At 73.1% G+C, this 21,281-nt stretch carries 21 protein-coding genes; 10 read left to right on the top strand and 11 right to left on the bottom strand.

Annotated features, from left to right (window positions below):
• Positions 1-25: 25 nt before the first annotated feature.
• Positions 26-1,138 (bottom strand): LysM peptidoglycan-binding domain-containing protein, encoded by a 1,113-nt coding sequence (locus JOD49_RS16825; RefSeq protein ID WP_205308195.1) that lies wholly within the window; start codon positions 1,136-1,138, stop codon positions 26-28.
• A gap of 172 nt (positions 1,139-1,310) precedes the next feature.
• Between JOD49_RS16825 and JOD49_RS16830 the strand changes: the two genes are divergently transcribed.
• Positions 1,311-1,835 (top strand): hypothetical protein, encoded by a 525-nt coding sequence (locus tag JOD49_RS16830; protein WP_205308196.1) that lies wholly within the window; start codon positions 1,311-1,313, stop codon positions 1,833-1,835.
• Positions 1,836-1,946: 111 nt separating this feature from the next.
• On the opposite strand, the gene JOD49_RS16835 is transcribed toward JOD49_RS16830, so the two are convergent.
• A complete protein-coding gene (locus JOD49_RS16835; protein ID WP_205308197.1) occupies positions 1,947-2,162 on the bottom strand; it encodes a helix-turn-helix domain-containing protein in 216 nt (71 codons plus the stop codon).
• A gap of 178 nt (positions 2,163-2,340) precedes the next feature.
• Here JOD49_RS16835 and JOD49_RS16840 point away from each other — a divergent pair, with 178 nt between their 5' ends.
• Genes JOD49_RS16840 through JOD49_RS16850 form a run of 3 tightly spaced genes read left to right on the top strand, consistent with a single transcriptional unit; the run spans position 2,341 to position 4,965 of the window.
• On the top strand, positions 2,341-3,030 hold the full coding sequence (locus tag JOD49_RS16840; RefSeq protein WP_205308198.1) for a hypothetical protein: 690 nt from the start codon (positions 2,341-2,343) through the stop codon (positions 3,028-3,030).
• Positions 3,027-4,436 carry a CpaE/TadZ family protein gene (locus JOD49_RS16845; RefSeq protein WP_205308199.1) on the top strand — a complete coding sequence of 470 codons (1,410 nt, stop codon included), beginning with the start codon at positions 3,027-3,029 and terminating at the stop codon, positions 4,434-4,436. The genes JOD49_RS16840 and JOD49_RS16845 overlap by 4 nt, the downstream gene beginning before the upstream one ends.
• A gap of 4 nt (positions 4,437-4,440) precedes the next feature.
• Entirely contained in the window at positions 4,441-4,965 is a 525-nt protein-coding gene (locus JOD49_RS16850) for a DUF6912 family protein (RefSeq protein WP_205308200.1), read from the top strand.
• 123 nt (positions 4,966-5,088) lie between these two features.
• Here the strand turns inward: JOD49_RS16850 and hisN are convergent, their stop codons facing one another.
• The 5 genes from hisN to JOD49_RS16875 all read right to left on the bottom strand — a co-directional run bounded on the left by hisN (position 5,089) and on the right by JOD49_RS16875 (position 10,101).
• On the bottom strand, positions 5,089-5,868 hold the full coding sequence (gene hisN, locus JOD49_RS16855) for a histidinol-phosphatase (RefSeq protein WP_205308201.1): 780 nt from the start codon (positions 5,866-5,868) through the stop codon (positions 5,089-5,091).
• A gap of 3 nt (positions 5,869-5,871) precedes the next feature.
• Positions 5,872-6,999, bottom strand: coding sequence for a ribosome small subunit-dependent GTPase A (gene rsgA, locus JOD49_RS16860; protein ID WP_205308202.1), 1,128 nt, complete (start codon positions 6,997-6,999; stop codon positions 5,872-5,874).
• Positions 6,999-8,342, bottom strand: a complete 1,344-nt coding sequence (aroA, locus tag JOD49_RS16865; RefSeq protein ID WP_205308203.1) for a 3-phosphoshikimate 1-carboxyvinyltransferase — start codon at positions 8,340-8,342, stop codon at positions 6,999-7,001. Before aroA ends, rsgA begins: the two co-directional genes overlap by 1 nt.
• A gap of 270 nt (positions 8,343-8,612) precedes the next feature.
• Entirely contained in the window at positions 8,613-9,227 is a 615-nt protein-coding gene (locus JOD49_RS16870; protein ID WP_205308204.1) for a DoxX family membrane protein, read from the bottom strand.
• A 328-nt stretch (positions 9,228-9,555) separates the two neighbouring features.
• Positions 9,556-10,101 carry a ferritin gene (locus JOD49_RS16875; protein ID WP_205308205.1) on the bottom strand — a complete coding sequence of 182 codons (546 nt, stop codon included), beginning with the start codon at positions 10,099-10,101 and terminating at the stop codon, positions 9,556-9,558.
• Positions 10,102-10,285: 184 nt separating this feature from the next.
• Between JOD49_RS16875 and JOD49_RS16880 the strand changes: the two genes are divergently transcribed.
• The gene (locus JOD49_RS16880) at positions 10,286-11,062 is read left to right on the top strand and encodes a sigma-70 family RNA polymerase sigma factor (RefSeq protein WP_305778416.1); all 777 of its coding nucleotides are present in this window, start codon (positions 10,286-10,288) and stop codon (positions 11,060-11,062) included.
• The gene (gene rsrA, locus JOD49_RS20360) at positions 11,059-11,382 is read left to right on the top strand and encodes a mycothiol system anti-sigma-R factor (protein WP_205308206.1); all 324 of its coding nucleotides are present in this window, start codon (positions 11,059-11,061) and stop codon (positions 11,380-11,382) included. The genes JOD49_RS16880 and rsrA overlap by 4 nt, the downstream gene beginning before the upstream one ends.
• A 213-nt stretch (positions 11,383-11,595) precedes the next feature.
• Here the strand turns inward: rsrA and JOD49_RS20925 are convergent, their stop codons facing one another.
• Positions 11,596-11,670, bottom strand: a complete 75-nt coding sequence (locus JOD49_RS20925; protein ID WP_156968370.1) for a 50S ribosomal protein bL37 — start codon at positions 11,668-11,670, stop codon at positions 11,596-11,598.
• A gap of 148 nt (positions 11,671-11,818) precedes the next feature.
• Here JOD49_RS20925 and JOD49_RS16890 point away from each other — a divergent pair, with 148 nt between their 5' ends.
• The 3 genes from JOD49_RS16890 to JOD49_RS16900 all read left to right on the top strand — a co-directional run bounded on the left by JOD49_RS16890 (position 11,819) and on the right by JOD49_RS16900 (position 14,300).
• Complete coding sequence (locus JOD49_RS16890) at positions 11,819-12,796, top strand: DUF4097 family beta strand repeat-containing protein (protein ID WP_205308207.1); 978 nt, start codon at positions 11,819-11,821, stop codon at positions 12,794-12,796.
• Complete coding sequence (locus JOD49_RS16895) at positions 12,796-13,398, top strand: PadR family transcriptional regulator (RefSeq protein ID WP_205308208.1); 603 nt, start codon at positions 12,796-12,798, stop codon at positions 13,396-13,398. Before JOD49_RS16890 ends, JOD49_RS16895 begins: the two co-directional genes overlap by 1 nt.
• Before the next feature lie 104 nt (positions 13,399-13,502).
• Positions 13,503-14,300, top strand: a complete 798-nt coding sequence (locus tag JOD49_RS16900) for a DUF4097 family beta strand repeat-containing protein (RefSeq protein WP_205308209.1) — start codon at positions 13,503-13,505, stop codon at positions 14,298-14,300.
• Between the two features lie 225 nt (positions 14,301-14,525).
• Here the strand turns inward: JOD49_RS16900 and JOD49_RS16905 are convergent, their stop codons facing one another.
• Together JOD49_RS16905 and JOD49_RS16910 are read right to left on the bottom strand one after the other, a co-directional pair.
• On the bottom strand, positions 14,526-15,173 hold the full coding sequence (locus JOD49_RS16905; protein WP_307822605.1) for a GDSL-type esterase/lipase family protein: 648 nt from the start codon (positions 15,171-15,173) through the stop codon (positions 14,526-14,528).
• Between the two features lie 46 nt (positions 15,174-15,219).
• Positions 15,220-16,134, bottom strand: coding sequence for an aldose 1-epimerase family protein (locus JOD49_RS16910; RefSeq protein WP_307822606.1), 915 nt, complete (start codon positions 16,132-16,134; stop codon positions 15,220-15,222).
• A gap of 148 nt (positions 16,135-16,282) precedes the next feature.
• Here JOD49_RS16910 and JOD49_RS16915 point away from each other — a divergent pair, with 148 nt between their 5' ends.
• The gene (locus JOD49_RS16915; RefSeq protein ID WP_205308212.1) at positions 16,283-17,278 is read left to right on the top strand and encodes an aldo/keto reductase; all 996 of its coding nucleotides are present in this window, start codon (positions 16,283-16,285) and stop codon (positions 17,276-17,278) included.
• 119 nt (positions 17,279-17,397) lie between these two features.
• Here JOD49_RS16915 and JOD49_RS16920 read toward each other — a convergent pair whose 3' ends face one another.
• Positions 17,398-21,243, bottom strand: coding sequence for a multifunctional oxoglutarate decarboxylase/oxoglutarate dehydrogenase thiamine pyrophosphate-binding subunit/dihydrolipoyllysine-residue succinyltransferase subunit (locus JOD49_RS16920; RefSeq protein ID WP_205308213.1), 3,846 nt, complete (start codon positions 21,241-21,243; stop codon positions 17,398-17,400).
• Positions 21,244-21,281 lie beyond the last annotated feature (38 nt).

The following is a 21,281-nucleotide window of genomic DNA, read 5'->3' on the forward strand; positions in this document are numbered from 1 at the left end:
CGGCCCGGGCGGGGCGTGTGCGGGTTCAGGGGGTCCGGGGGACCTGTAGCACCTGTCCCGGTCTGATGAGATTCGGGTCCTGGCCGATGGTCTCGGCGTTCGCCGCGTACCAGCGCGGCCACTCCGCGGTGATCTCGGCGTCGGTCGCGTCGGGACCGAGGGCTCGTCCGGCGAGGGACCAGAGGGAGTCGCCGCGCAGGACGACGACCGACACGGTCGAGGCCTCGCTCGCCGCGAGGGGCGACCGAGCCGCTGTCGCGGACTCCTCGGAGAGCGCGTCGTCGGGCGCGGTCGCGGCGGGTCGCGTGAGCCCGACGCGCTGCTCGGGAGCGGCGCGCTGCGAGCCGCCCAGCAGGTCGCTGAGCGGGACATGGTCCGGGCCCGTCCTGCCTACCGTCGGCGTCCCGGGTGGCGGATCGGCGGTGGTGCCGACGCGATGGTCTTGCGGTACCTCGCTCACCGAGGCGGGGTCGACCGGTGGTGCGACGTCCGGGACAGGAACCGCGCTGCCGGGGGAGGGCGTCGCGACGTCGGCCTCCTGCCGCGTCCCGGGTGCCGGGAGCTCGGGTGCCGGGAGCGCCGTGGTCGCCTCGTCCTCGGCCGACCGTGGAACGGTCGACGGTCCACCGCCGGCGGTCGCCGGGTCGGAGGCGCTCGGTGACCCGGGAGACGTGCTCTGCCAGCCGAGGTCGACGACGCCCGGGCTCGTCGCGCGAGGGACGGGATCGGCCTCCGCGGCCTGTGCCGTCCCGGCCCCCAGTGCGAGCCCGGCCCCGATCGACACCGCGACGCCGGTGCTCGCGAGGCGGCGGACGATGGCGGGGGCGTGCTGGAGCACGAGCCGTTCACCTGCCGCCCACCGACGGCCCGCGCTGCGCACGAGGACGCACGACGCGGCGAGGGCGGAGCTGAGGGACACCCAGGCGGCGAGCAGGCCTCCCGTGCCCACGAGAGGGATCTCCAGGTAGGTCTCGAACCGAGGGCTGGGAAGGTCGCCCGCGACGGCCAGGACGCGCAGGGTCAGCAGGACGGCGACGAGTCCCGTGGCCGCCGCGACCGCGAGAAGAGCTGCCGCTCGCGTCCCGTTCCGCACGACGTGCTGGGTGTTCGCGTGGTCGGGTCGTGGATGCTGCGCCATGCTTCCCCCTGAAGATGGACGACGACGTCGGGTCCGCGCTCGGAACGATCATCGCGTTTGATGCAGTTTGATCGTGCTACATCAAACTAGACCCTCTTCCACTTGTCCAGAGGGAGTTCGCAGTTCGGACGCCTCTGGACGAAACCCCCGGGCAGCCCACTACGGTGAGGGCGTGCGCTGGGACCTGCTGTTCGCCGACCTCGTGGCACAGCTCGACGCCGGTGACGCTCAGGCCGACGCGCACGTGCTCGCGGACCTCACGCGTGCCGAGCAGGCCACGATCTCGCTCGCCGATCGCCTCCGTGCGAGCACGCACGGGGCGCCGGTCGGTGTCCGGCTCGCCGACGGGTCACGACTGACCGGCCAGGTCCGCGCCGTCGCGGCCGACTGGTTCCTGATCGGGGACGGGACCAGGAGGCACGTCGTGCCCGTGCCCGCCGTCACGGTGATCGACGGGCTCGCTGCGCATGCCGTCCCCGGCCCCGCAGGTCCGGCCGCCGGGCGCGGACTTCCCGCGCTGCTCAGGACGCTCATGCGCGACCGTGCCGTCGTCCGCGTGCGCACGCTCGTGGGCGAGCTCGACGGTCGGGTCGCGCGCGTCGGCAAGGATCACCTCGACCTCTTGGCCACCGCGGGCGGCGCTCGGGCGAGCCACGTCGTCCCGTTCACCGCACTGGTGTGCGTGAGCGAGACCTAGGCGCGACGGAACCAGGGGGCGGGGCAGGTGCAGGGGGAAGCAGGGGACGCGTGGTCCGGCGTGCCCGCCGCCGTGAGTGGACCGCGACCGGCCGCACGCGGCGCGAGAGGTTCAGGACTCGAAGTCGCCCGCGTCGATGCGGGTGCGCGTCTGGGCGTACATGCGCTGGATGTAGCCCTCGAGCTCGCTGGCCTCGACCCTCCACTGACCTCGTCCGCCGACCTGGATCGCCGGGAGCTCACCGCCACGGACCAGGGCGTAGGCCTGTGCCGCAGAGATGTTGAGCTCCTCCGTGACGTCCGCGAGGGTGAGGAAGCGCTGTGACATGGCCACAGTCTTTCACGACGCCGACACCGGTCCTGGTTGTCCACAGACGATGGCCTGCTCGCCCCACGCCCACCGCTCTGCTCGGCATGATGGCCCCCGGACCCCGAGTCGCCCGTGCCTCGGGGCCGTCGCTCTCGAACCCGCCCGCACGATCCGCCCGACGACGAAACGGACCCCGATGACGAGCTCTCCCGACCCGCTGCCGACCCCCACCGTGGCCAGACTGCGACGGCCCGGTTGGCGAGACCCTCGCCTGATCCTCGGGCTCGTGCTCGTCGCCGCCTCGGTCGCCCTCGGCTCGTGGGCGGTGTCGTCGGCGGGCCGGACCGTTGCCGTCTACGCCGCTGCCGGCCCGCTCACGCCCGGCGAGGCCGTCGACGCGAGCAACCTCCGAACCGTCGAGGTGCGCCTCGGGTCCGGTGACGGGAAGTACTTCCTCGCGGGCCGCCCGCTCCCCGAGGACCTGGTGGCGCTGCGCGTCGTGGGCGACGGAGAGCTCGTGGCCCGCACCGCGGTGGGCGAGTCCGAGGAGCTGGCCGTCCGCGCCGTGGCGATCCCGGTCACGGCCGCCCTGTCCGACAGGGTCACGGACGGCGCGCTCGTGGACGTCTGGTTCGTCCCGGCCGCGACCGACGGCACGCTGGCGGGCGAGGGTGAGAACACGCTCGAGAAGAGCGGCGGCGAGCCGTACGCGCTCGCCTCGCAGGTCGTGGTCGCGCAGGTCGCCGAAGCAGGGGGGAGCCTCGTGACGGGAGGGCGGACCACGCTCCACGTGCTGGTTCCCACGGACGAGCTCCCGGGCGTCCTGGCCGCGCTCGTGGCCGAGGGCGAGATCGCGGTCGTGCCCGTCCCTGGAGGCGGCGCATGACCGCCGACGCGACGCTCCCGGTCGCCCCCGTGCTGTGCGCGGTGCGCGGCAGCGGTGAGACGGCGGTCGTCACGGCACTGACGGCGCCCGGGTCTGGAGTCTCGGTGGCTCGTCGGTGCGCGGACCTCACGGAGCTCCTCGCCGCGGCCGGGGCCGGCGCAGGAACGGCCGCGATCATCTCGGCCGACCTGCCCGGGATCAACCGTGAGACGGTCGCGCACCTGCACGCGTGCGGTGTGCGGGTCGTCGCGCTCGGCGGGGGGCAGGACTGGGTCGCGGACCGTCTCCGTGCCATCGGCGTCGACGTCGTCCTCGAGGAGAACACCCCGAGCACGGTCCTCGTCGCGGCGGTCCGGGACGAGGCCCACGGACGAGGACGGCGCGACGGTCGGTCGGGCCCGCCGTCGGGCGACGTCCCCGACGGGCAGGGCGGCTCGGGCGAGCACGGTCCCGCCTCGCGGCGCGGCAAGGTCGTCGCGGTCTGGGGGCCGACGGGGGCGCCCGGACGGACCACTCTCGCGGTGCACCTCGCGGCGGAGCTGGCCGGCTCGGGGGAGCGTCGCGCGCGACGCGGTGGGCGACGTCGACGCCCGGGACGAGAGGCGCCGTCGGGCACGGAGAGCGGCCCCCGCCACGAGGTCCTCCTCGTCGATGCCGACACCTACGCGGGCTCGGTGGCCCAGCACCTCGGTCTGCTCGACGAGTCACCAGGGCTCGCGGCCGCGGCCCGCAGCGCGGGGCAGGGCACCCTCGACCTCGCGGGCCTTGCACGCCTCGCCCCGCTCGTCGTGCCACGGCTGCGCGTCCTGACCGGCATCACACGGGCCGCACGCTGGCCCGAGCTCCCCGCGACGTCCCTCGACGTCGTGTGGGGGCTGTCCCGGGCCCTGGCCGACTGGACAGTGATCGACTGCGGCTTCGGGCTCGAGCAGGACGAGCTGCTGTCCTACGACACGCGCGCACCGCAGCGCAACGGGGCGACGCTCAGCGCGCTCGCAGCCGCGGACGTCGTGCTGGTCGTCGGCGGATCCGACGCCGTGGGGATCCAGCGGCTCGTCCGCGGGCTGGGAGACCTCGCAGACAGCGGCACGACGAACGGGACGCTGCGGATCGTGGTCGCCAACAGGGTCCGCTCCTCGGCGGCCGGGCCGCGGCCCGCAGCGGCGGTCCGTGACGCGCTCGGCCGGTACGGCGGGGTCACGGACCTGCACGTGGTCCCCGACGACCGCGAGACCCTCGACGCGGCGTTGCTCGCCGGCAGGACGCTCGCCGAGCACGCACCGCAGACCCCGGTCGGGCGAGCGGTCGCCGAGCTCGCCGAGCGGGTGAGGGGGGCCGCTGGGCCCGCTGCGAGCACGTCCGCGCCGGGCGGACCACGCGAACGCGTCCCGGAACCGGCACACTGATCCCATGCGCATCTACGTTCCCGCCACCGTCGACGAGCTCGACGCCGTCACCGTGACCGGCGACGAGGCCGTGTGGTCCCTCGCTCCGCGAGCGGCCCACGCCGTCACGTCCGCCCTCTCCCGCGAGCTGCCCGACGAGGACGAGGAGGGGCTGGAGTTCGCCGCGGCCCTCGAGGCCGCCGACGACTCGCTCGCGCTCATCGCCGGTCGGGTCGGCGCCCCGCGTCAGCGTCTGGTCGTCACGGTCGAGGTGCCCGACGAGATGGTCGCGCTCACCGAGCCCGGCGACGACGAGTCGGCCGACGACCTCGCGCCCAGCGCGGTCGACGTCACGGCGTCCATCCCCGAGGTGCGCATCGTGTGCGTCCACGTCGACGAGCCCGAGGCCGCGACGGACATCGCCGAGGTCTTCGCGGCAGCCGACGAGGACCGTGACGAGGACCTCGACGCGGCGCTCGACCGCGTGAGCGAGCGCGACCTGCTCTGGTACGACTGGTCGGAGATCAAGAGCGTCCCCCGCGCCACGTAGCAGGGGCCGAGAACGGACCTGAGGCCGCCATCCACCGGATGACGACCTCAGGTCCGTTCTCGTCCGCCGGGCGCCCGGCGAGCCGGGCAGCCGGGCAGCCGGGCAGCCGCCCGGCCGGCAGGGTCAGGAGAGGCGGCCCAGGATCTCGTCGTGGAGCAGGCCGTTCGTGGCCACGGCGTTGCCGCCCCAGGGCCCGGGAGAGCCGTCGAGGGACGTGAACGTCCCGCCGGCCTCGGTGACGATGGGGACCAGTGCCGCCATGTCGTAGAGCTCGAGCTCGGGCTCGGCGGCCGCGTCCACGGCCCCCTCGGCCACGAGCATGTAGGACCAGAAGTCGCCGTAGGCGCGCGTGCGCCAGGTCTCGCGGGTCAGGTCGAGGAACGCGTCGAGCCTGCCGCGCTCCTCCCACCCGGCGAGGGACGAGTAGGACAGGGACGCGTCCTCGATCTTGCTCACCTTCGACACGCGCAGGCGGCTCGCGGCCGCGAGCGAGCGCCCGCTCCACGCACCCGTGCCCTTGGCGGCCCACCAGCGGCGGCCCAGCGCGGGCGCCGACACGAGCCCCACGACGATCTCGTCGCCGTCGGCCAGCGCGATGAGCGTGGCCCACACCGGGACCCCGCGCACGAAGTTCTTGGTCCCGTCGATCGGGTCGATGATCCAGCGGCGCGCACCGTGACCGCTCTCCCCGAACTCCTCGCCGACGATCGCGTCGCGCCCTCGGGCCCGGGAGAGGTGGCTGCGGATGATCTCCTCAGCGGTGCGGTCGGCGTCGCTGACCGGGGTGTTGTCCGGCTTGGACTCCACGGACAGGTCGAGGGCCTTGAAGCGGGACATGGTGTGCGAGTCGACCTGGTCGGCGATCACATGAGCCAGGCGCAGGTCGTCGTCGTAGGTCGGCATGGCTCACACCGTACCGGTGCGTGCCGCCAGCAGACGCCGGAACGACTCGACACGCGCCGTGCGCGCCGCCTTCTCGTCCTCGGGGGAGGCTTCGAGCCAGTCGTCGAGCGCGCAGTCGGGCGCACCGTCGAGGTGCGTGCAGCCGCGCGGGCACTCGTCGGCGACCACGTCGAGGTCGTCGAACGCCTTGAGGAGGTTGCCGACGTCGACGTGCGCGAGCCCGAACGAGCGCACGCCGGGCGTGTCGATGACCCACCCGGCGGGGTTGCCGTCGGCGTCGGGCAGCCGCAGCGCGACGGCCGACGTGGAGGTGTGCCGACCGCGGCCCGTGACGTCGTTGACGACGCCCGTGGCCCGGTACGCGTCCGGGACCAGCGCGTTGACGAGCGTCGACTTGCCGACGCCCGAGTGGCCCACGAGGACCGACGTGCGGCCCTCGAGCTCGGCCCGCACGGCCTCGAGCGGCTCGATGCGCCACGCGTCCTCGGCCGCGTCGGAGGCGTTGTGGCCGGGCTCGTCACCGTGGGCGCCGTGCCCGGCACCGTCGCCGGCCCCGCCGGAATCGTGCACCCGGCGCGTCACGACGACCTTGACCCCGATGGGCTCGTAGAGCTCGCGCAGCGGCGTCGCGTCGGCGAGGTCCGCTTTCGTCAGGCACAGCAGCACGTCCATGCCCGCGTCGTAGGCGGCCACGACGCAGCGGTCGATCATGCGGGTGCGTGGCTCGGGCTGGGCGAGGGCCGTGACGATCACGAGCTGGTCGGCGTTGGCGACGATGATGCGCTCGTACGGGTCGGTGTCGTCGGCCGTGCGCCGCAGGGTCGAGGTGCGCTCCTGGATGCGGACGATGCGCGCGAGCGTGCCGTCCTCGCCCGTGGTGTCCCCGACGATGTCGACGCGGTCGCCGCAGACGACGCGGTTGCGGGTCAGCTCGCGCGCCTTCATCGCGAGGATGGCGCGCTCGGTCGGCTGGTCCTCGTCGAGCAGGAGCGTGTAGCGCCCGCGGTCGACGCCCGTGACGAGCCCGGTCTCGGCGTCCTCGTGCTGAGGGCGCTGCTTGGTCCGCGGGCGCGAGTTCTTGTTGCTCGCCCGGTCGTGGAAGTCGGACTCGTCGCGGACGCGCCGCGCCATCAGCTCGCCGATCCCGTGGCGCTCAGCATGCGGTCCCACATGGCGGTGAACCCGGGCAGGGTCTTGGCGGTCGTCTCGACGTCCTCCACGAGCACGCCGGGCACGCGCAACCCGATCAGGGCGCCCGAGGTCGCCATGCGGTGGTCGTGGTACGTGCGGAACGTGGCGCCGTGCAGGGGCCGCGGGGTGATGACGAGGCCGTCGTGCGTCTGCTCGGCCTGCCCGCCGAGGCGCGTGATCTCGGTCGCGAGCGCGGCCAGGCGGTCGGTCTCGTGCCCGCGCAGGTGCGCGATGCCGCGCAGCCGGCTGGGGGAGTCGGCGATCGCGGCGAGGGCGGCGATGGTCGGGGCGAGCTCGCCGGCCTCGTGGAGGTCGACGTCGATCCCGCGGACCTCGCCCGTCCCGGTCACGGTCATGACACCGTCCACCAGCTCGGCGCGGCCGCCCATCGCGGTGAGGAGCTCGGCCATCATGGCGCCCGGCTGGGTCGTCACGGCGGGCCAGCCCGGGACGCGCACGGTCCCGCCGACCACGAGGGCCGCGGCGAGGAACGGCCCGGCGTTCGAGAGGTCGGGCTCGACGTACACGTCGCGCGCGGCGATCGGCCCGGGGGAGACGGTCCAGATCGTGGGGCGCGAGTCGTCGACCTGGACGCCGACCTCGCGCAGGACCTCGACCGTCATGTCGATGTGGGGCACGCTCGGCAGCGTCGGTCCCGTGTGGCGCAGCGTGACGCCCTGCTCGAAGCGCGCGGCGGCGAGCAGCAGGCCCGAGACGAACTGGCTCGACCCCGAGGCGTCGACGTCCACGTGCCCGCCGCGCACCGCGCCGCGTCCGGTGATCGTGAACGGCAGGGTGTCCTTGCCCTCGACGGGCACGCCCAGGTCGCGCAGGGCGTCGAGCACGGGACCCATGGGGCGCACGCGTGCGCCCTCGTCGCCGTCGAACCGCACGGTGCCGTCGGCGAGGGCTGCCACGGCGGGCACGAAGCGCATGACCGTGCCCGCGAGGCCGCAGTCGATCTCGGCGGGACCGTGCAGCGCGCCGGGCGTCACGTGCAGCTCGCTCGGGTCCTCGCCCTCGGTGATGCCCACGCCCAGGTCGCGCAGCGCCGCGGCCATGAGGTCGGTGTCGCGGCTGCGCAGCGCGCCGCGCAGGACGCCCGGTCCGTCGGCGAGGGCCGCGAGCACGAGGAGGCGGTTGGTGAGCGACTTGGAGCCCGGGACGGCGACGGTCGCGTCGAGCCGGGTGCCGGCGCTCGCGCCGGTCCGGCTGGGCGCGGGCCACGCCGGCGGCGCGGGGGTGGTCTCGTCGGGGCGGGCGGCAGGAAGGTCGCTGGTCACATGCCCCAGGTTATGGCACGGGGCTTCGGGGGAGGGCTTCGGTCCGGCCCTCGGCCGGGGGAGTCCACGGCCCGACGGCGCCGCTCACCGGGCACTGCCGGGTGCGGGGCGGGCGGGGCGCGGGGCCGGCACCTGCGGGTCGGGGGTGTTCCTCGCGTCGGGCAGAGACAGGGACGACCTCGGGCCGACTGCCCTGCCGCCGGGCGGTGCGCGGGTGCGCGCCGCCCGTCGGCAGGGCTGTGGCGTCGTGGTGCCCGCCGTCAGCGTCCGTCAGCGCCCGACGGCGCCCTTGACCGAGCCGGCCGCCGAGCTCGTCGCACGTCGGGCCTTCTTCGCCGCGGTGCGCGCGCTCGCGGTGACCGCGTGCGTGGCCTTGTCGGTCACGGACTCGACCGTGTGCTTGGCCGCGTCGACCTGGTGCTTGGCGTTCTTGGCGAGGTCGAGGTCCTTGCGTGCACGGTCCACGCGCCACCGGACTCCCGGACGGCCCTCGTAGTCGGCGCCCGCGATGAGGGCCGCACCGATCGCGCCGAGGTTGCCCACGAACTTGCGGGTGCGCTCGTCGCGAGGCACGTCGCCAGGGGTGAAGGGCTGGTTGACGATCGCGAGCGGGACGCTCAGGGCCGCGAGCGTGAGCGCCGCGGTGCGGGGGGCCTTGCCGAACGCGAGGAACAGCCCGGCCACGGCGGTCGCGGCGCCGTGCGCGCGGACCAGCGCCGAGACCTGCTTCTCGCTGAGCGGGTCCTCGACCCCGAGCTGCTGCCCGACGAGGCTCGTGCCGCGCCGGGCGGCGCGCACGTGCTCCGCGGGCTTGAGGGCGGCCTGCACGCCGTCGTAGATGAACCAGGAGGCCAGCATGGGCCTCGCGACGTGACGCAGCAGCATCGGTGGGTCTCCTTCGTCGAGCGGGTGCCGGGTGACCGGCGGACACCGGGACGCCGGTGCCGTCCCCGGCTCCGACCAGCCTGTCCCATCGCTGCTCAGCATGCCACCGGGCGTGCATCCCGGGCGCGACGCGCGCCGGGGCAGCGGGGTGATCGAGGACCACGAGACGCGCGAGCACCCGGGGTGAGCGCCGTCGTCGGGCCGTCCGGGCGGCGCCCCGCCACGCGGGCGAGCGCCGCCCCGAGACCTGCGAGCGGGCCGGGGATCCGGGCCCGAGCACGCCGCGGGCGGGACCGGGGGACCCGGCCCCGCCCGTGTGCTCCTGAGGTCAGAGCGCGCCGCCGGCCGCCTCGGGGGCGTCGGCGGACTCGCCGCCGTCGCCGATGGTCTCGCGGGCCACGTAGTTCTCGAGGTCGAAGAGGTTCTCCCCGGCGCGGCGAGCGACCGTCAGCAGCGTCGTGGCCGAGGCGACCTCCTCGACCTGCTCCTTGAGGAACCACAGGAGGAACTGCTCGCCCAGGGCGTCGCCCTCCTCGCGGGCCGCGCGGAAGATGGCCTCGATCTGGTCCGTGACCTGCTTCTCCTGGTCGAGCGCGAGCTGGAGAGGCTCGAGCACCGAGTCGAAGTCGTTGCGCACCGCGCCCGTGCCGGGGATCGAGATCTCCAGGTCACGGTCGAGGTGGTACCGGACGATCATCATGGCGTGGTTGCGCTCCTCGACCGACTGGCGGTAGAAGTGCGCGGCGAGCTGGGGCAGGTCGTGCGCGTCGAACCACACGGCGATCGCGATGTACTGCTGGTGGGCGTCGAGCTCGTGGCCGACCTGCTCGCGCAGGAGGGTGCGGAACCGGGAGTCGGGAGTGGTGGTCGTCATGCGGTCACGCTAGCGAGGATCGGGCCTGAGCACACCCGATGGTTGCCTGTCCTCACCGAGCACAGGCTTGCCTGCGTCGGCCCTGGCAGGCGCGCGAACCGCGGGATCCGGCCCCTGCGGGAATGACACGGCGCACCCGGCGGTTGTGCTGAGCGTGACATGTGTACTGGAAGCGGAAGCGGCCGTGAGCGCCCCCGCCGCACCGAGCCTCGAGGTCGTGCCGTTCGGCGCGGTCGCACCTTCTGCGCTCTCGGCGGACACCCGACCGGCAGGAGGACTAGGCTCGTTGTCGATGACGGACCAGATCAGCAGCAGCGCAGGCGACCTCTCGGGAGCCGATGACGCCGAAGACACGAACCGGGCTCCCTCGACCGAGGACGACGCGGCCCGTTCGGCGCGCTTCGAGCGGGACGCGCTGGTGTACCTCGACCAGCTCTACTCGGCGGCGCTGCGCCTGACGCGCAACCCGACCGACGCGGAGGACCTGGTGCAGGAGACCTTCACCAAGGCGTTCGCGGCGTTCCACCAGTACCGCCCGGACACCAACCTCAAGGCGTGGCTCTACCGGATCCTCACCAACACGTTCATCAACAACTACCGCAAGAAGCAGCGCGAGCCGCTGCAGTCCGCGGCGGAGGACGTCGAGGACTGGCAGATCCACCGCGCGGCGTCGCACACGTCGCAGGGGTTGCGCTCGGCCGAGGCCGAGGCGTTGGACCGGCTCCCGGACTCCGACGTGAAGAAGGCTCTCCAGGAGCTGCCGGAGGACCGCCGGATGGCCGTGTACTACGCGGACGTCGAGGGGTTCCCGTACAAGGAGATCGCCGAGATCATGGGCACGCCGATCGGGACCGTGATGTCGCGGCTCCACCGCGGTCGGCACCAGCTGCGTGATCTCCTGAGCGACTACGCAAAGGACCGAGGACTGGTGGGGGCCAAGACCCCCGGAGGTGAGTCGTGAGTCAGCAGAACGTGGGCACGGAGGCGCAGGACGAGGTCATCGTGCCGATCCCCCACTCGACCGAGGGTGAGACCGAGTGCGAGCACGCGCTCAAGCACCTGTACGAGTACCTCGACTCGGAGATGACCTCCGACGACGAGGTGCGCATGCGTGCGCACGTCGCGCACTGCTCGCCGTGCCTGGCCGAGCTGAGCGCCGAGGAGCTGGTCAAGCAGCTCGTGCGCCGCTCGTGCCACGAGCAGGCTCCGGTCGAGCTCCGGCTGCGCATCCAGGCGCAGTTCACCGTACTGCGTACGACGACGGTCATCGAGGGCGTCTGACGCTCGGCCCGGGGGCGTGACGCCGTCGGCGCGTCTGCGCTCCGGCGTCTGAGCTCTTCCGGCGACCGCGCCGTCGTGCCGCGCGCGTCGTCGGCCGTGCTGTCGGGGCGTCCCGGAGAACGTCGAAAGGGCCCGTCCTCACCGAGGTGAGGACGGGCCCTTTCGTCGCACTCGCCCGCAGGGCGCGTGATCGCGGCCCTGGCGGGCTCGTGATCAGGCGTTGGGGCGCTTGCCGTGGTTCGCTGCGCTGCCCTTGCGGCTGCGACGCTTGCGTCCGCGCTTGCTCATGATTGCTCCTCACGCCGGATTCTGTCTGCTCCATGTTCCCACATCTGGGGCTTGTCCTGGTCCAAGACGCGATATATCGTGTGACGGGAAACGCGATACATCGCGTTCGCCGGACCGGGCGGGACACTCCCGGAGGGCAAGGAGAGACATGGCGACCGAGAACTGGACCGTGGCAGGTCCGCAGACGATCGACGTCGGGCCCGTGGCCCGCCTCGACGCGAACCTCCTCAACGGGCGCATCGACGTCGTGGTGCACGACGAGCCCGGCGTCCGCGTCGAGGTCCACTCGATCGAGGGCCGACCGCTCGAGGTCCGCCTCGACGGCGACCGGCTCACGGTCGGCTACTCGCCCACCGGTGGTTGGCAGGGCTTCCTCGACTCGTTCCGCAACTACCGCGGCAAGGACCGGGCGGACGTCTACGTGGGCGTCCCCGCGCACGTGCGCGTCAAGCTCGCGACCGTGCGTGGCGACGGCCTCGTCGCCGGCACCCAGGCGAAGGTCTCGGTCGCGACCGTCGGCGGTTCGGTCATGACGACCCAGACGACCGGCGCGGTGCGCGTGGACACCGTCACGGGCGAGGTCACCGTGCGCGACCACGTCGGCAGCCTCGTCATGGACTCCGTGTCGGGCGACCTCACGGCCTCGGGCGCGCTGACCGACGTCAAGCTCAACACCGTCTCGGGGAACGTCACGCTCGACTCGAGCGCCACGCCCGACGTGATGAACGTCAACGCCGTCTCGGCCGACGTCCTCGTGCGCGTCCCCGAGCCCGACGACCTCGACTACACGCTGCGCTGCGTGAGCGGGCGCCTCGTGGTCGACGGCGTCGAGCACCGCGGCCCGACCGGCAGCGCCTACCGCCAGGCGGGTCCGGTCGGGACCCCGGGCAAGAGGCTCCAGGTCAACTCGGTCTCGGGGAACGTCACGGTGCTGCGCGGCGAACCCGCCGACGCCACGGCGTGGGGCGTCCCCGGCGGGCAGGTCGACGACGCGGGCGGTCGGCCCTGGTCGTACGACGACGCCCCGACCGACACGCACCCGGGCCACGGCGCGCCCTGGGGCACCGCGGACAGTCGCGCGGCACGGCCGGGCGGTGGGACCGCGGACGGACCGGCGGACCGCTGATGGCCACCGTCTTCGCCCACGGAGAGCTCCGGCTCTACCTCCTCGCGCTGCTCGAGTCCGGACCCAAGCACGGCTACGAGCTCATGACCGAGCTGAGCGACCGGTTCGGTGGCACGTACCGCCCCAGCGCCGGCACCATCTACCCCCGACTCGCCCGCCTGGAGGGGGAGGGGCTCGTACGGCGCAGCGACAGCGGCCGCAAGTCCACCTACGAGCTCACGCCCGCGGGCCGGGCCGAGGTCGCGGCACGCCGGGCCGACATCGCGGCGCTCGAGGACGGGATCGCCCAGACCGTGCGCACGCGAGCCCACGCCCTGCGCGCCGACATCGAGGGCTCCATGCAGGGACTGCGCGCCGAGCTCGCGGCGGCCGCCCAGGAAGCACGCGTCCGCCCCCGCCCGGCAGCCACCCCCGACCCACGACGCGGGGAGTCCTACGCCCGCCGCGTCGAGGCCGAGGCCATGGTGCAACGCTTCCGCGACGACGTGCGCGCCGACCTCCGGCGCGCCGACGCCAGCAGCGCCGTCACGGAGCTGACGGTCGAGACGCTGCGCACCGTGCTCGACTCGGCGCGCCGCGCCGTCCGCGGGACGCTGCCGTGACCGGCGGCCCCGGGGCGGCGGCACCGCGAGAACCACGAACCCACCGACAGCACGACATCCCGCACGACGACCGGCACGACACACAGACGGAGAAGGAGAACGACATGGGAACCGAGTCCTGGGTCATCGCAGCACCCCAGCAGATCGAGGTCGCCGAGGTGTCCGCGCTCGTCGTGGGCCTCACGAACGGGGCCGTCGAGGTCGTGAGCGACCCGAGCCGCGAGTCGGGCGCGAGCGTCGACGTGACCGACGTGAGCCCCCGCCCCCTGCGCATCACGACGCACGACGGCGAGCTCAAGATCGCCTACGACTTCGACGGCGTCGAGGGCGTCGTGGACCGCGTCCGCGGCCTCAAGGACAAGGACACCGCGACCGTGCGGGTCGTGCTCCCGGCACACCTGGCGGTCAAGGTCGCCACGGCCCGCGCCGCCGCGACGATCAGCGGGACACGCGCACCCGTCTCGGTGACGACGGCGGACGGGACGATCACCGTCAACGACACCGCGGGCCCGCTCTCGGTCAAGTCCGTCACGGGCCGCGTCTCGGTCGGCACGCACGAGGGGGACCTCAAGGTCAGCACGGCCTCGGGCCGCGTCGAGGCCGAGGGTGCCCTGGGGCGGGTCACCATCAGCACGGTCACGGCGGACGTGGTCGTCGAGGCGCGCGAGACGACGCCCCTGGTGACGGCCAAGACGGTCTCGGGTGACGTCACCCTGCGTCTGAGCGAGGGGGCAGGGGTCAACCTCAAGGCGCGCGCGGTCACGGGCAAGGTCGTGCTCGACGGCGCCCCCGTCCCCAGCGCGCAGTCGCGCACCACGTCCGTGGACCACTCCGAGGGCACGAGCGGTGCCTACGTCTCGGTCAGCACGGTCTCGGGCGACCTCACGGTCTCGCGCGGCTGAGACCAGGACCGGGCGGCCCACGCCCGGAGACACGGCAGCGGCCCGCGGCCACCCCTCATCGGGTGGTCGCGGGCCGCTCGCGTCCGGTCTCGGCACGAAGCGCGCGTCACCGTGGGTGGGGCGTCACCGCCCGTCGGGCGTCACCGCCCGTCCGGGTCCCTCCGTGGGTCGGGTGTCACCGTCGGCGGGGTGGCCGGGTCCTCGTCGTCGGGCAGGGCGCTCGTGCTACGTGACGTCGTCGGGCAGGCCGAGCCATGCGTGCCAGCCCGTGTGCAGGACGAGCCACGCCATGAGGCCGTAGCCCGCCTGGCCCGGGTACCCGCCGCTGCTCGTCGCGAGGTCCGCGAGCCACTGCTCGTGCGTGACCAGCGGCGTGAACGTGTCGACGTACGGGACCCGACGCCGGTTCGCCACGTCCGCGAAGGCGGCCGAGAGCTCGGCGACCCGGTCGTTGTCCTCGGGACGGCCCGGCGGCGGGCCGACGACGAACGTGGGCAACCGGCGGTGCTCGGCCACGTCCAGGACGTTGGCCAGGTTGAGCCGCGACCGGGCCACCGACAGGCCGGCGTCGAGGTCGTGACGGCCCAGGGCGAGGACGAGCCGGTTGTCGGCCTCCGGATCGTGATCGAAGCGCCTGCTCGTCTCGGCGTCCCACCGCTGGCTCATCGCCGTCGTCGTCTCGCCCGGGATCGCGAGGGGGAAGACCATCGCCGTCCCGGGAAAACGGGTGCGCGCGATCACGCGCCCGGCCCAGCCGAGGCCCTTGGCGTCGCCGACGCCCGCGCTCAGCTCGTCGCCGACCACGCAGATCCGTACTTCAGGTTCTCCCACGGTGATGTGCTCCTCGTTCGCTCGCGCACCATTGTCTGTCACGACCGGGCTCCCGTGCGGGATGTCCGGCCGGTCGGGCGGCATCGCGTCAGAGGAGGGTCGCGCCCCACACGGCCTCGTGCGAGGCCCCGGGGGCGAGCCGGACGAGGCGCTCACCCGTCCGGAACGCGTCCGCGACGCAGCTCATGGGCTCGGCCGCGACCCCCGTGCGCCGGTACCGCGCCGCGGCGACGGCGTCGCCCGTGCAGACCTGCCAGGTGCCCATCGAGGAGTCCGTCCACACCGCGGCCGTGCGGCCGTCGGGAGCGGCCAGGCGCATCCACGACAGACCGTCCTCGTCCCGCAGGACGTCGACGTAGGCGTCGTCGAGCACGATGCCCGCGAGCAGGCGGGGCTCGCGCAGGTCGAAGTCTCCCGCTGCGGGCTCGGTGCCCGTGGGCAGCAGCCGGTCGTCCGTGGTCACGCGCGTGCTCGCGTCGAGGCGCAGCGTGCACTCGTCGACCGACGCGTCGCCCGGGGACAGCCACGGGTGGAACCCGACGCCGTAGGGAGCGTCGGACGAGCCCACGTTCGTCGTGCGGGCCGTGACGCGCAGCCCCGCGTCGCTCAGTGCGTACGTGACGCGGGCGACGAGGTCGAACGGATAGCCGGGCGTGGGGACGAGGTGCAGCTCGAAGGTCACGGCCGAGGGGGACTGCTCGACGACGTCCCAGCGCTCCCAGCACACCAGGCCGTGGATGGCCGTGCTCCGCGGCACCTCGGTGAGGGGGAGCTGGTGCTCGATCCCGTCGAACGTGTACCGACCGTCGCGCAGCCGGTTGGGCCAGGGGAGCAGCACCGCGCCGTGCGACGCGGGGGCGATCTCGTCCTCGGCGAACGGCGTGAAGACCTCACGTCCGCCGACCGAGTACTCCCGGACCGTGGCACCGACCTCCGTGAGCGTGGCACGGTGGTCACCGTGCTCGATGCGGATCTGGGAGCCGGAGGGTGGGGTGATGTTCACGATCACACACGTTACTGGGTGCGGAACGTCCGTTGAACAGGGACAGTAGAACCCGGTCGTGCTGCCCCCGCGGGCACGCGGCCCAGCGACGCACCGCCTCGGGCTCTGCCGGAGCCGGGAGCACCACCCGCAGGACGAGGAGGAACACATGGAACGACGAGTGCTCGGACGCACCGGACGACTGGTCTCGGTCGTCGGTCTCGGCACGTGGCAGCTCGGGGCGGACTGGGGCGAGGTCAGCGAGGCCGACGCCCGCGCCGTGCTCGACGCCTCGGCCGAGTCGGGCGTGACCTTCTTCGACACGGCCGACGTCTACGGCGACGGCCGCAGCGAGGAGATCATCGGCTCCTACCTCGCGGACAATCCCGGCTCGGGGATCACCGTCGCGACCAAGATGGGCCGTCGAGCCCCCCAGGAGCCCGAGAGCTACACGCTCGCGAACTTCCGCGAGTGGACCGACAGGTCCCGCCGGAACCTGCGCACCGAGCGCCTGGACCTGGTCCAGCTCCACTGCCCGCCGTCGTCGGTCGTCGAGGACGACCAGGTGTACGACGCGCTCGACACGCTCGTGGCAGAGGGCTCGATCGCGGCCTACGGCGTGAGCGTCGAGACCGTCGACGAGGCGCTCGCGGCCATCGCGCGCCCCGGTGTCGCGACCGTGCAGATCATCCTCAACGCGTTCCGGCTCAAGCCTCTCGACGAGGTGCTCCCCGCGGCCTCCGAGGCAGGGGTGGGGATCATCGCGCGCGTCCCGCTGGCCTCGGGCCTGCTGTCCGGGAAGTACACGCGCGAGACGACGTTCGCCGAGAACGACCACCGGAGCTTCAACCGCGACGGCTCCGCGTTCGACGTCGGCGAGACCTTCTCCGGGGTGGACTTCGCGACCGGCCTCACCGCGGCGGGGGAGTTCACCGCGCTCGTGCACGACGTGCTCGGCCCGGACGTGACCGCCTCGCAGGCCGCGATCGCCTGGATCTGGCAGCAGCCCGGCGTCTCGACCGTGATCCCCGGGGCCCGCAACGTCGAGCAGGCCCGCGCCAACGCGGCAGCCGGCTCGGCGGAGGTGCTGGGGCCCTTGTTCGCGTCGGGCGTCCGCGAGATCTACGACCGTCATCTGCGCGAGCAGGTCCACGGCCGCTGGTAGGTGGCCTCGCCCACCCTCCTTCCTGCCCGGTGTGCCGGGCAGCGACGACGAAGGCCGCCTCCCCGGACGGGGAGGCGGCCTTCGTCGTGACCCTCAGGTGGTCGGCCCGGGAGCCCTGCTCAGCGGGCGAACGCCTGCTCGAGCAGGACGGCCTGCTGGGCCTGGTGCTTCTTGGCCGTGCCGGCGGCGGTCGAGGCCGACGCCGGGCGCGCGACGACCCGGACGCGCGGCAGGTCCTCGGGCAGGTTCACGTGGACGAACGACCACGCACCCTGGTTCTCCGGCTCGTCCTGGACCCACACGACCTCGGCGCCCGCGTACGTGGCGAGCTCCCGGCGGATGCCGTCCACGTCGAGCGGGTAGAGCTGCTCGAGGCGGACGATCGCCGTCTTGTCGTCCCCACGCTTGGCGCGCTCGGCGACCAGGTCGTAGTAGACGCGGCCCGTGCAGAGCAGGACGCGGTCCACGGACGCGGGGTTCGCCGTCGGGTCCCCGAGCACCGGCTGGAACGTGCCGGTCGTGAAGTCCTCGACCCCGGACGCGGCCGCCTTGAGACGCAGCAGCTGCTTGGGCGTGAACACCACGAGCGGACGACGCGGACGGGCGTACGCCTGCTGACGCAGCAGGTGGAAGTACGACGCCGGCGTGGACGGCTGCGCGACCGTGAGGTTGTTCTCGGCGCACATCTGCAGGAAGCGCTCGATACGCGCCGACGAGTGGTCCGGTCCCTGGCCCTCGTAGCCGTGCGGCAGCAGCATGACGACCGAGGAGTTCTGGCCCCACTTCTGCTCGGCCGAGGAGATGAACTCGTCGATGACGGTCTGGGCGCCGTTGACGAAGTCGCCGAACTGCGCCTCCCACAGCACCAGGGCGTCAGGGCGCTCGACCGAGTAGCCGTACTCGAAGCCGAGGGCCGCGTACTCGCTCAGGGAGGAGTCGTAGACCCAGAACTTCGCCTGGTCCGCCGACAGGTACAGCAGCGGGGTCCACTCGGCGCCGGTCTCGCGGTCGTGCAGGACCGCGTGACGCTGCACGAACGTGCCACGGCGCGAGTCCTGCCCGGCGAGGCGCACGGGCGTGCCCTCGACGAGCAGCGAACCGAACGCGAGCAGCTCGCCGTAGCCCCAGTCGATGCCGCCGTTGGCGGACATCTGGTTGCGCTTCTCGAGGAGCTGCGCCAGCTTGGGGTGGACCGTGAAGCCCTCGGGCGGCGAGACGTGCACCTGACCCACGCGCTCGATGATCGACTGGTCGATCGCGGTCTTCCACCCGACCATCGTGCCGGCGTCCTCGCGCTGGGACTCGGGGCGCTCGAGGCCCGCGACGGGCTCGGTGGCGGGCGACGGCGTGAAGCCGCCTTCCTTGGTCTCGGTGAAGACGCGCTCGAGCTGGGCCTGGTAGTCCTGCAGGACGTGCTCGGCCTCCTCGAGCGTGATGTCGCCGCGCGCGACGAGGTTCTCGGTGTAGAGCTTGCGCACCGAGCGCTTGGCCTCGATGAGGTTGTACATGAGCGGCTGCGTCATCGAGGGGTCGTCGCCCTCGTTGTGCCCGCGACGGCGGTAGCAGATCATGTCGATGATCACGTCGCGGTCGAACTGCTCGCGGAACGCGAAGGCGAGCTCGGCGACGCGCACGCACGCCTCGGGGTCGTCACCGTTCACGTGGAAGATCGGGACCTGGTAGCCCTTGGCGACGTCGGTCGAGTAGAGCGTCGAGCGCGACGAGGACGGGCCCGTGGTGAAGCCGACCTGGTTGTTGATGATGACGTGGATCGTGCCGCCCGTGCGGTAGCCGCGGAGCTGCGCGAGGTTCAGGACCTCGGGGACCACGCCCTGGCCCGCGAAGGCCGCGTCGCCGTGGATGAGGATCGGCAGGACGGAGAAGCCGTCGCCGCCCAGGTCGATGCGGTCCTGCTTGGCGCGCACGATGCCCTCGAGCACCGGGTCGACCGCCTCGAGGTGCGAGGGGTTGGCCGCGAGGTAGACGCGCGTCTGCGCACCCGACTCGGCCGAGAACGTGCCCTCGGTGCCGAGGTGGTACTTGACGTCTCCCGAGCCCTGGACGCTCTTGGGGTCCTGGTTGCCCTCGAACTCGGCGAAGATCTGGGCGTAGCTCTTGCCCGCGATGTTCGCGAGGACGTTGAGGCGGCCACGGTGGGCCATACCGATGCAGACCTCGTCGAGGCCGCCGTCGGCCGCCTTGGACAGGACGGCGTCGAGCAGCGGGATGACGGACTCGCCGCCCTCGAGCGAGAAGCGCTTCTGGCCGACGAACTTGGTCTGCAGGAAGGTCTCGAACGCCTCCGCGGAGTTCAGGCGGCGCAGGATGCGCAGCTGGTCCTCGCGCGGGGTGCGGGCGTACCCGGACTCGAGGCGCTCCTGGAGCCAGCGACGCTGGGCGCGGTCCGCGAGGTGCATGTACTCGATGCCGATCGAGCGGCAGTACGAGTCGCGCAGCAGGCCGAGGATGTCGCGCAGCGTCGACTTGGTCTTGCCGCCGAACCCGCCCGTGGGGAAGGTGCGGTCCAGGTCCCACAGCGTGAGGTCGTGGGTCTGGACGTCCAGGTCGGGGTGCTTGCGCTGACGGTAGGCGAGCGGGTCCGTGTCGGCCATGAGGTGGCCGCGCGAGCGGAACGAGTGGATGAGCTCGGCGATCTTGGCGGGCTTGGCCGCCTCGATCTCGGCGTCCGTCGTGTTGTCGCGGGTCCAGCGGACCGGCTCGTAGGGGATGCGCAGCGCGGCGAAGACGCGGTCGTAGAACCCGTCCTCACCGATCAGCTTGGTCCCGAGGATGCGCAGGAACTCGCCGGACTGGGCGCCCTGGATGATGCGGTGGTCGTAGGTCGACGTGATCGTCAGGACCTTCGAGACGCCGAGGCGCGCGAGCTGCTCGACCGAGGCGCCCGCGAACTCCGCGGGGTAGTCCATCGCGCCGACGCCGATGATCGTGCCCTGGCCCTGCATGAGGCGCGGGACCGAGTGCACGGTGCCGATGCCGCCCGGGTTGGTGAGCGAGATGGTCGTGCCGGCGAAGTCGTCGACGGTGAGCTTGTTGCCGCGGGCCCGGCGCACCAGGTCCTCGTAGGCCGCCCAGAACTGGGCGAAGTCCATCTGCTCGGCCTTCTTGACGCTCGGCACGAGGAGCTGGCGGGTGCCGTCCGGCTTGGCGAGGTCGATCGCGAGACCGAAGTTGACGTGCGCCGGGTTGTTCACCGCGGGCTTGCCGTCGAGCTGGGTGTAGCTCGAGTTCATGGCCGGCATCTCGCCGAGGGCCTCGACGAGCGCGTAGCCGATGAGGTGCGTGAACGAGATCTTGCCGCCGCGCCCCCGGGCGAGGTGGTTGTTGATCACGATGCGGTTGTCGACCATGAGCTTGGCCGGCACGGCGCGCACCGAGGTCGCGGTCGGGACCTCGAGGCTCGCCTCCATGTTCACGACGACGCGCGCGGCGGGGCCGCGCAGCTTCTGCACGTCGTCCGAGGCGTCGGGCGCGTCGGACTTCGACTTCGCGGCGGCCACGGCCGCGTACGGCGCCGTGGCGGGCTGCGCGGTCGCGACCGGGCGGTTGGCCTTCACGGCCGCGATCGCCGCGTTGACGGTCGGGTCGGCGGGGACCACGGGGGACTTGGGGCGCTGGGCGGACTCACCGGCCGCAGAGCCGTCGGTCGCCGGTACGGCGCTCGTGGGACGGGCCGGCGGCGCTGCCGGTGCGTTCGCCGGGATCTGGACCGCGGGAGCCGGGGTCGCGACGGCGGGCGTCGAGGTCCCTGCGGCGGGGGCGGCGCTCCCGTTCACCTCGCTCGCCTTGTCCCCGGGACGGTAGTCCGCGAAGAACTCCCACCACGCGGGATCGACCGCGTTCTTGTCCTTGAGGTATTGCTCGTAGAGCTCGTCGACAAGCCATTCGTTGGCGCCGAACACAGAACTTGCTGCGCTGATCGACTCTGACTCAGCCTTCGGGGACACGCGAGGATCGCCCACTTTCACCACTGATCGTCACTGGA

This window comes from Oerskovia jenensis (assembly GCF_016907235.1).
GTDB lineage: Bacteria > Actinomycetota > Actinomycetes > Actinomycetales > Cellulomonadaceae > Oerskovia > Oerskovia jenensis.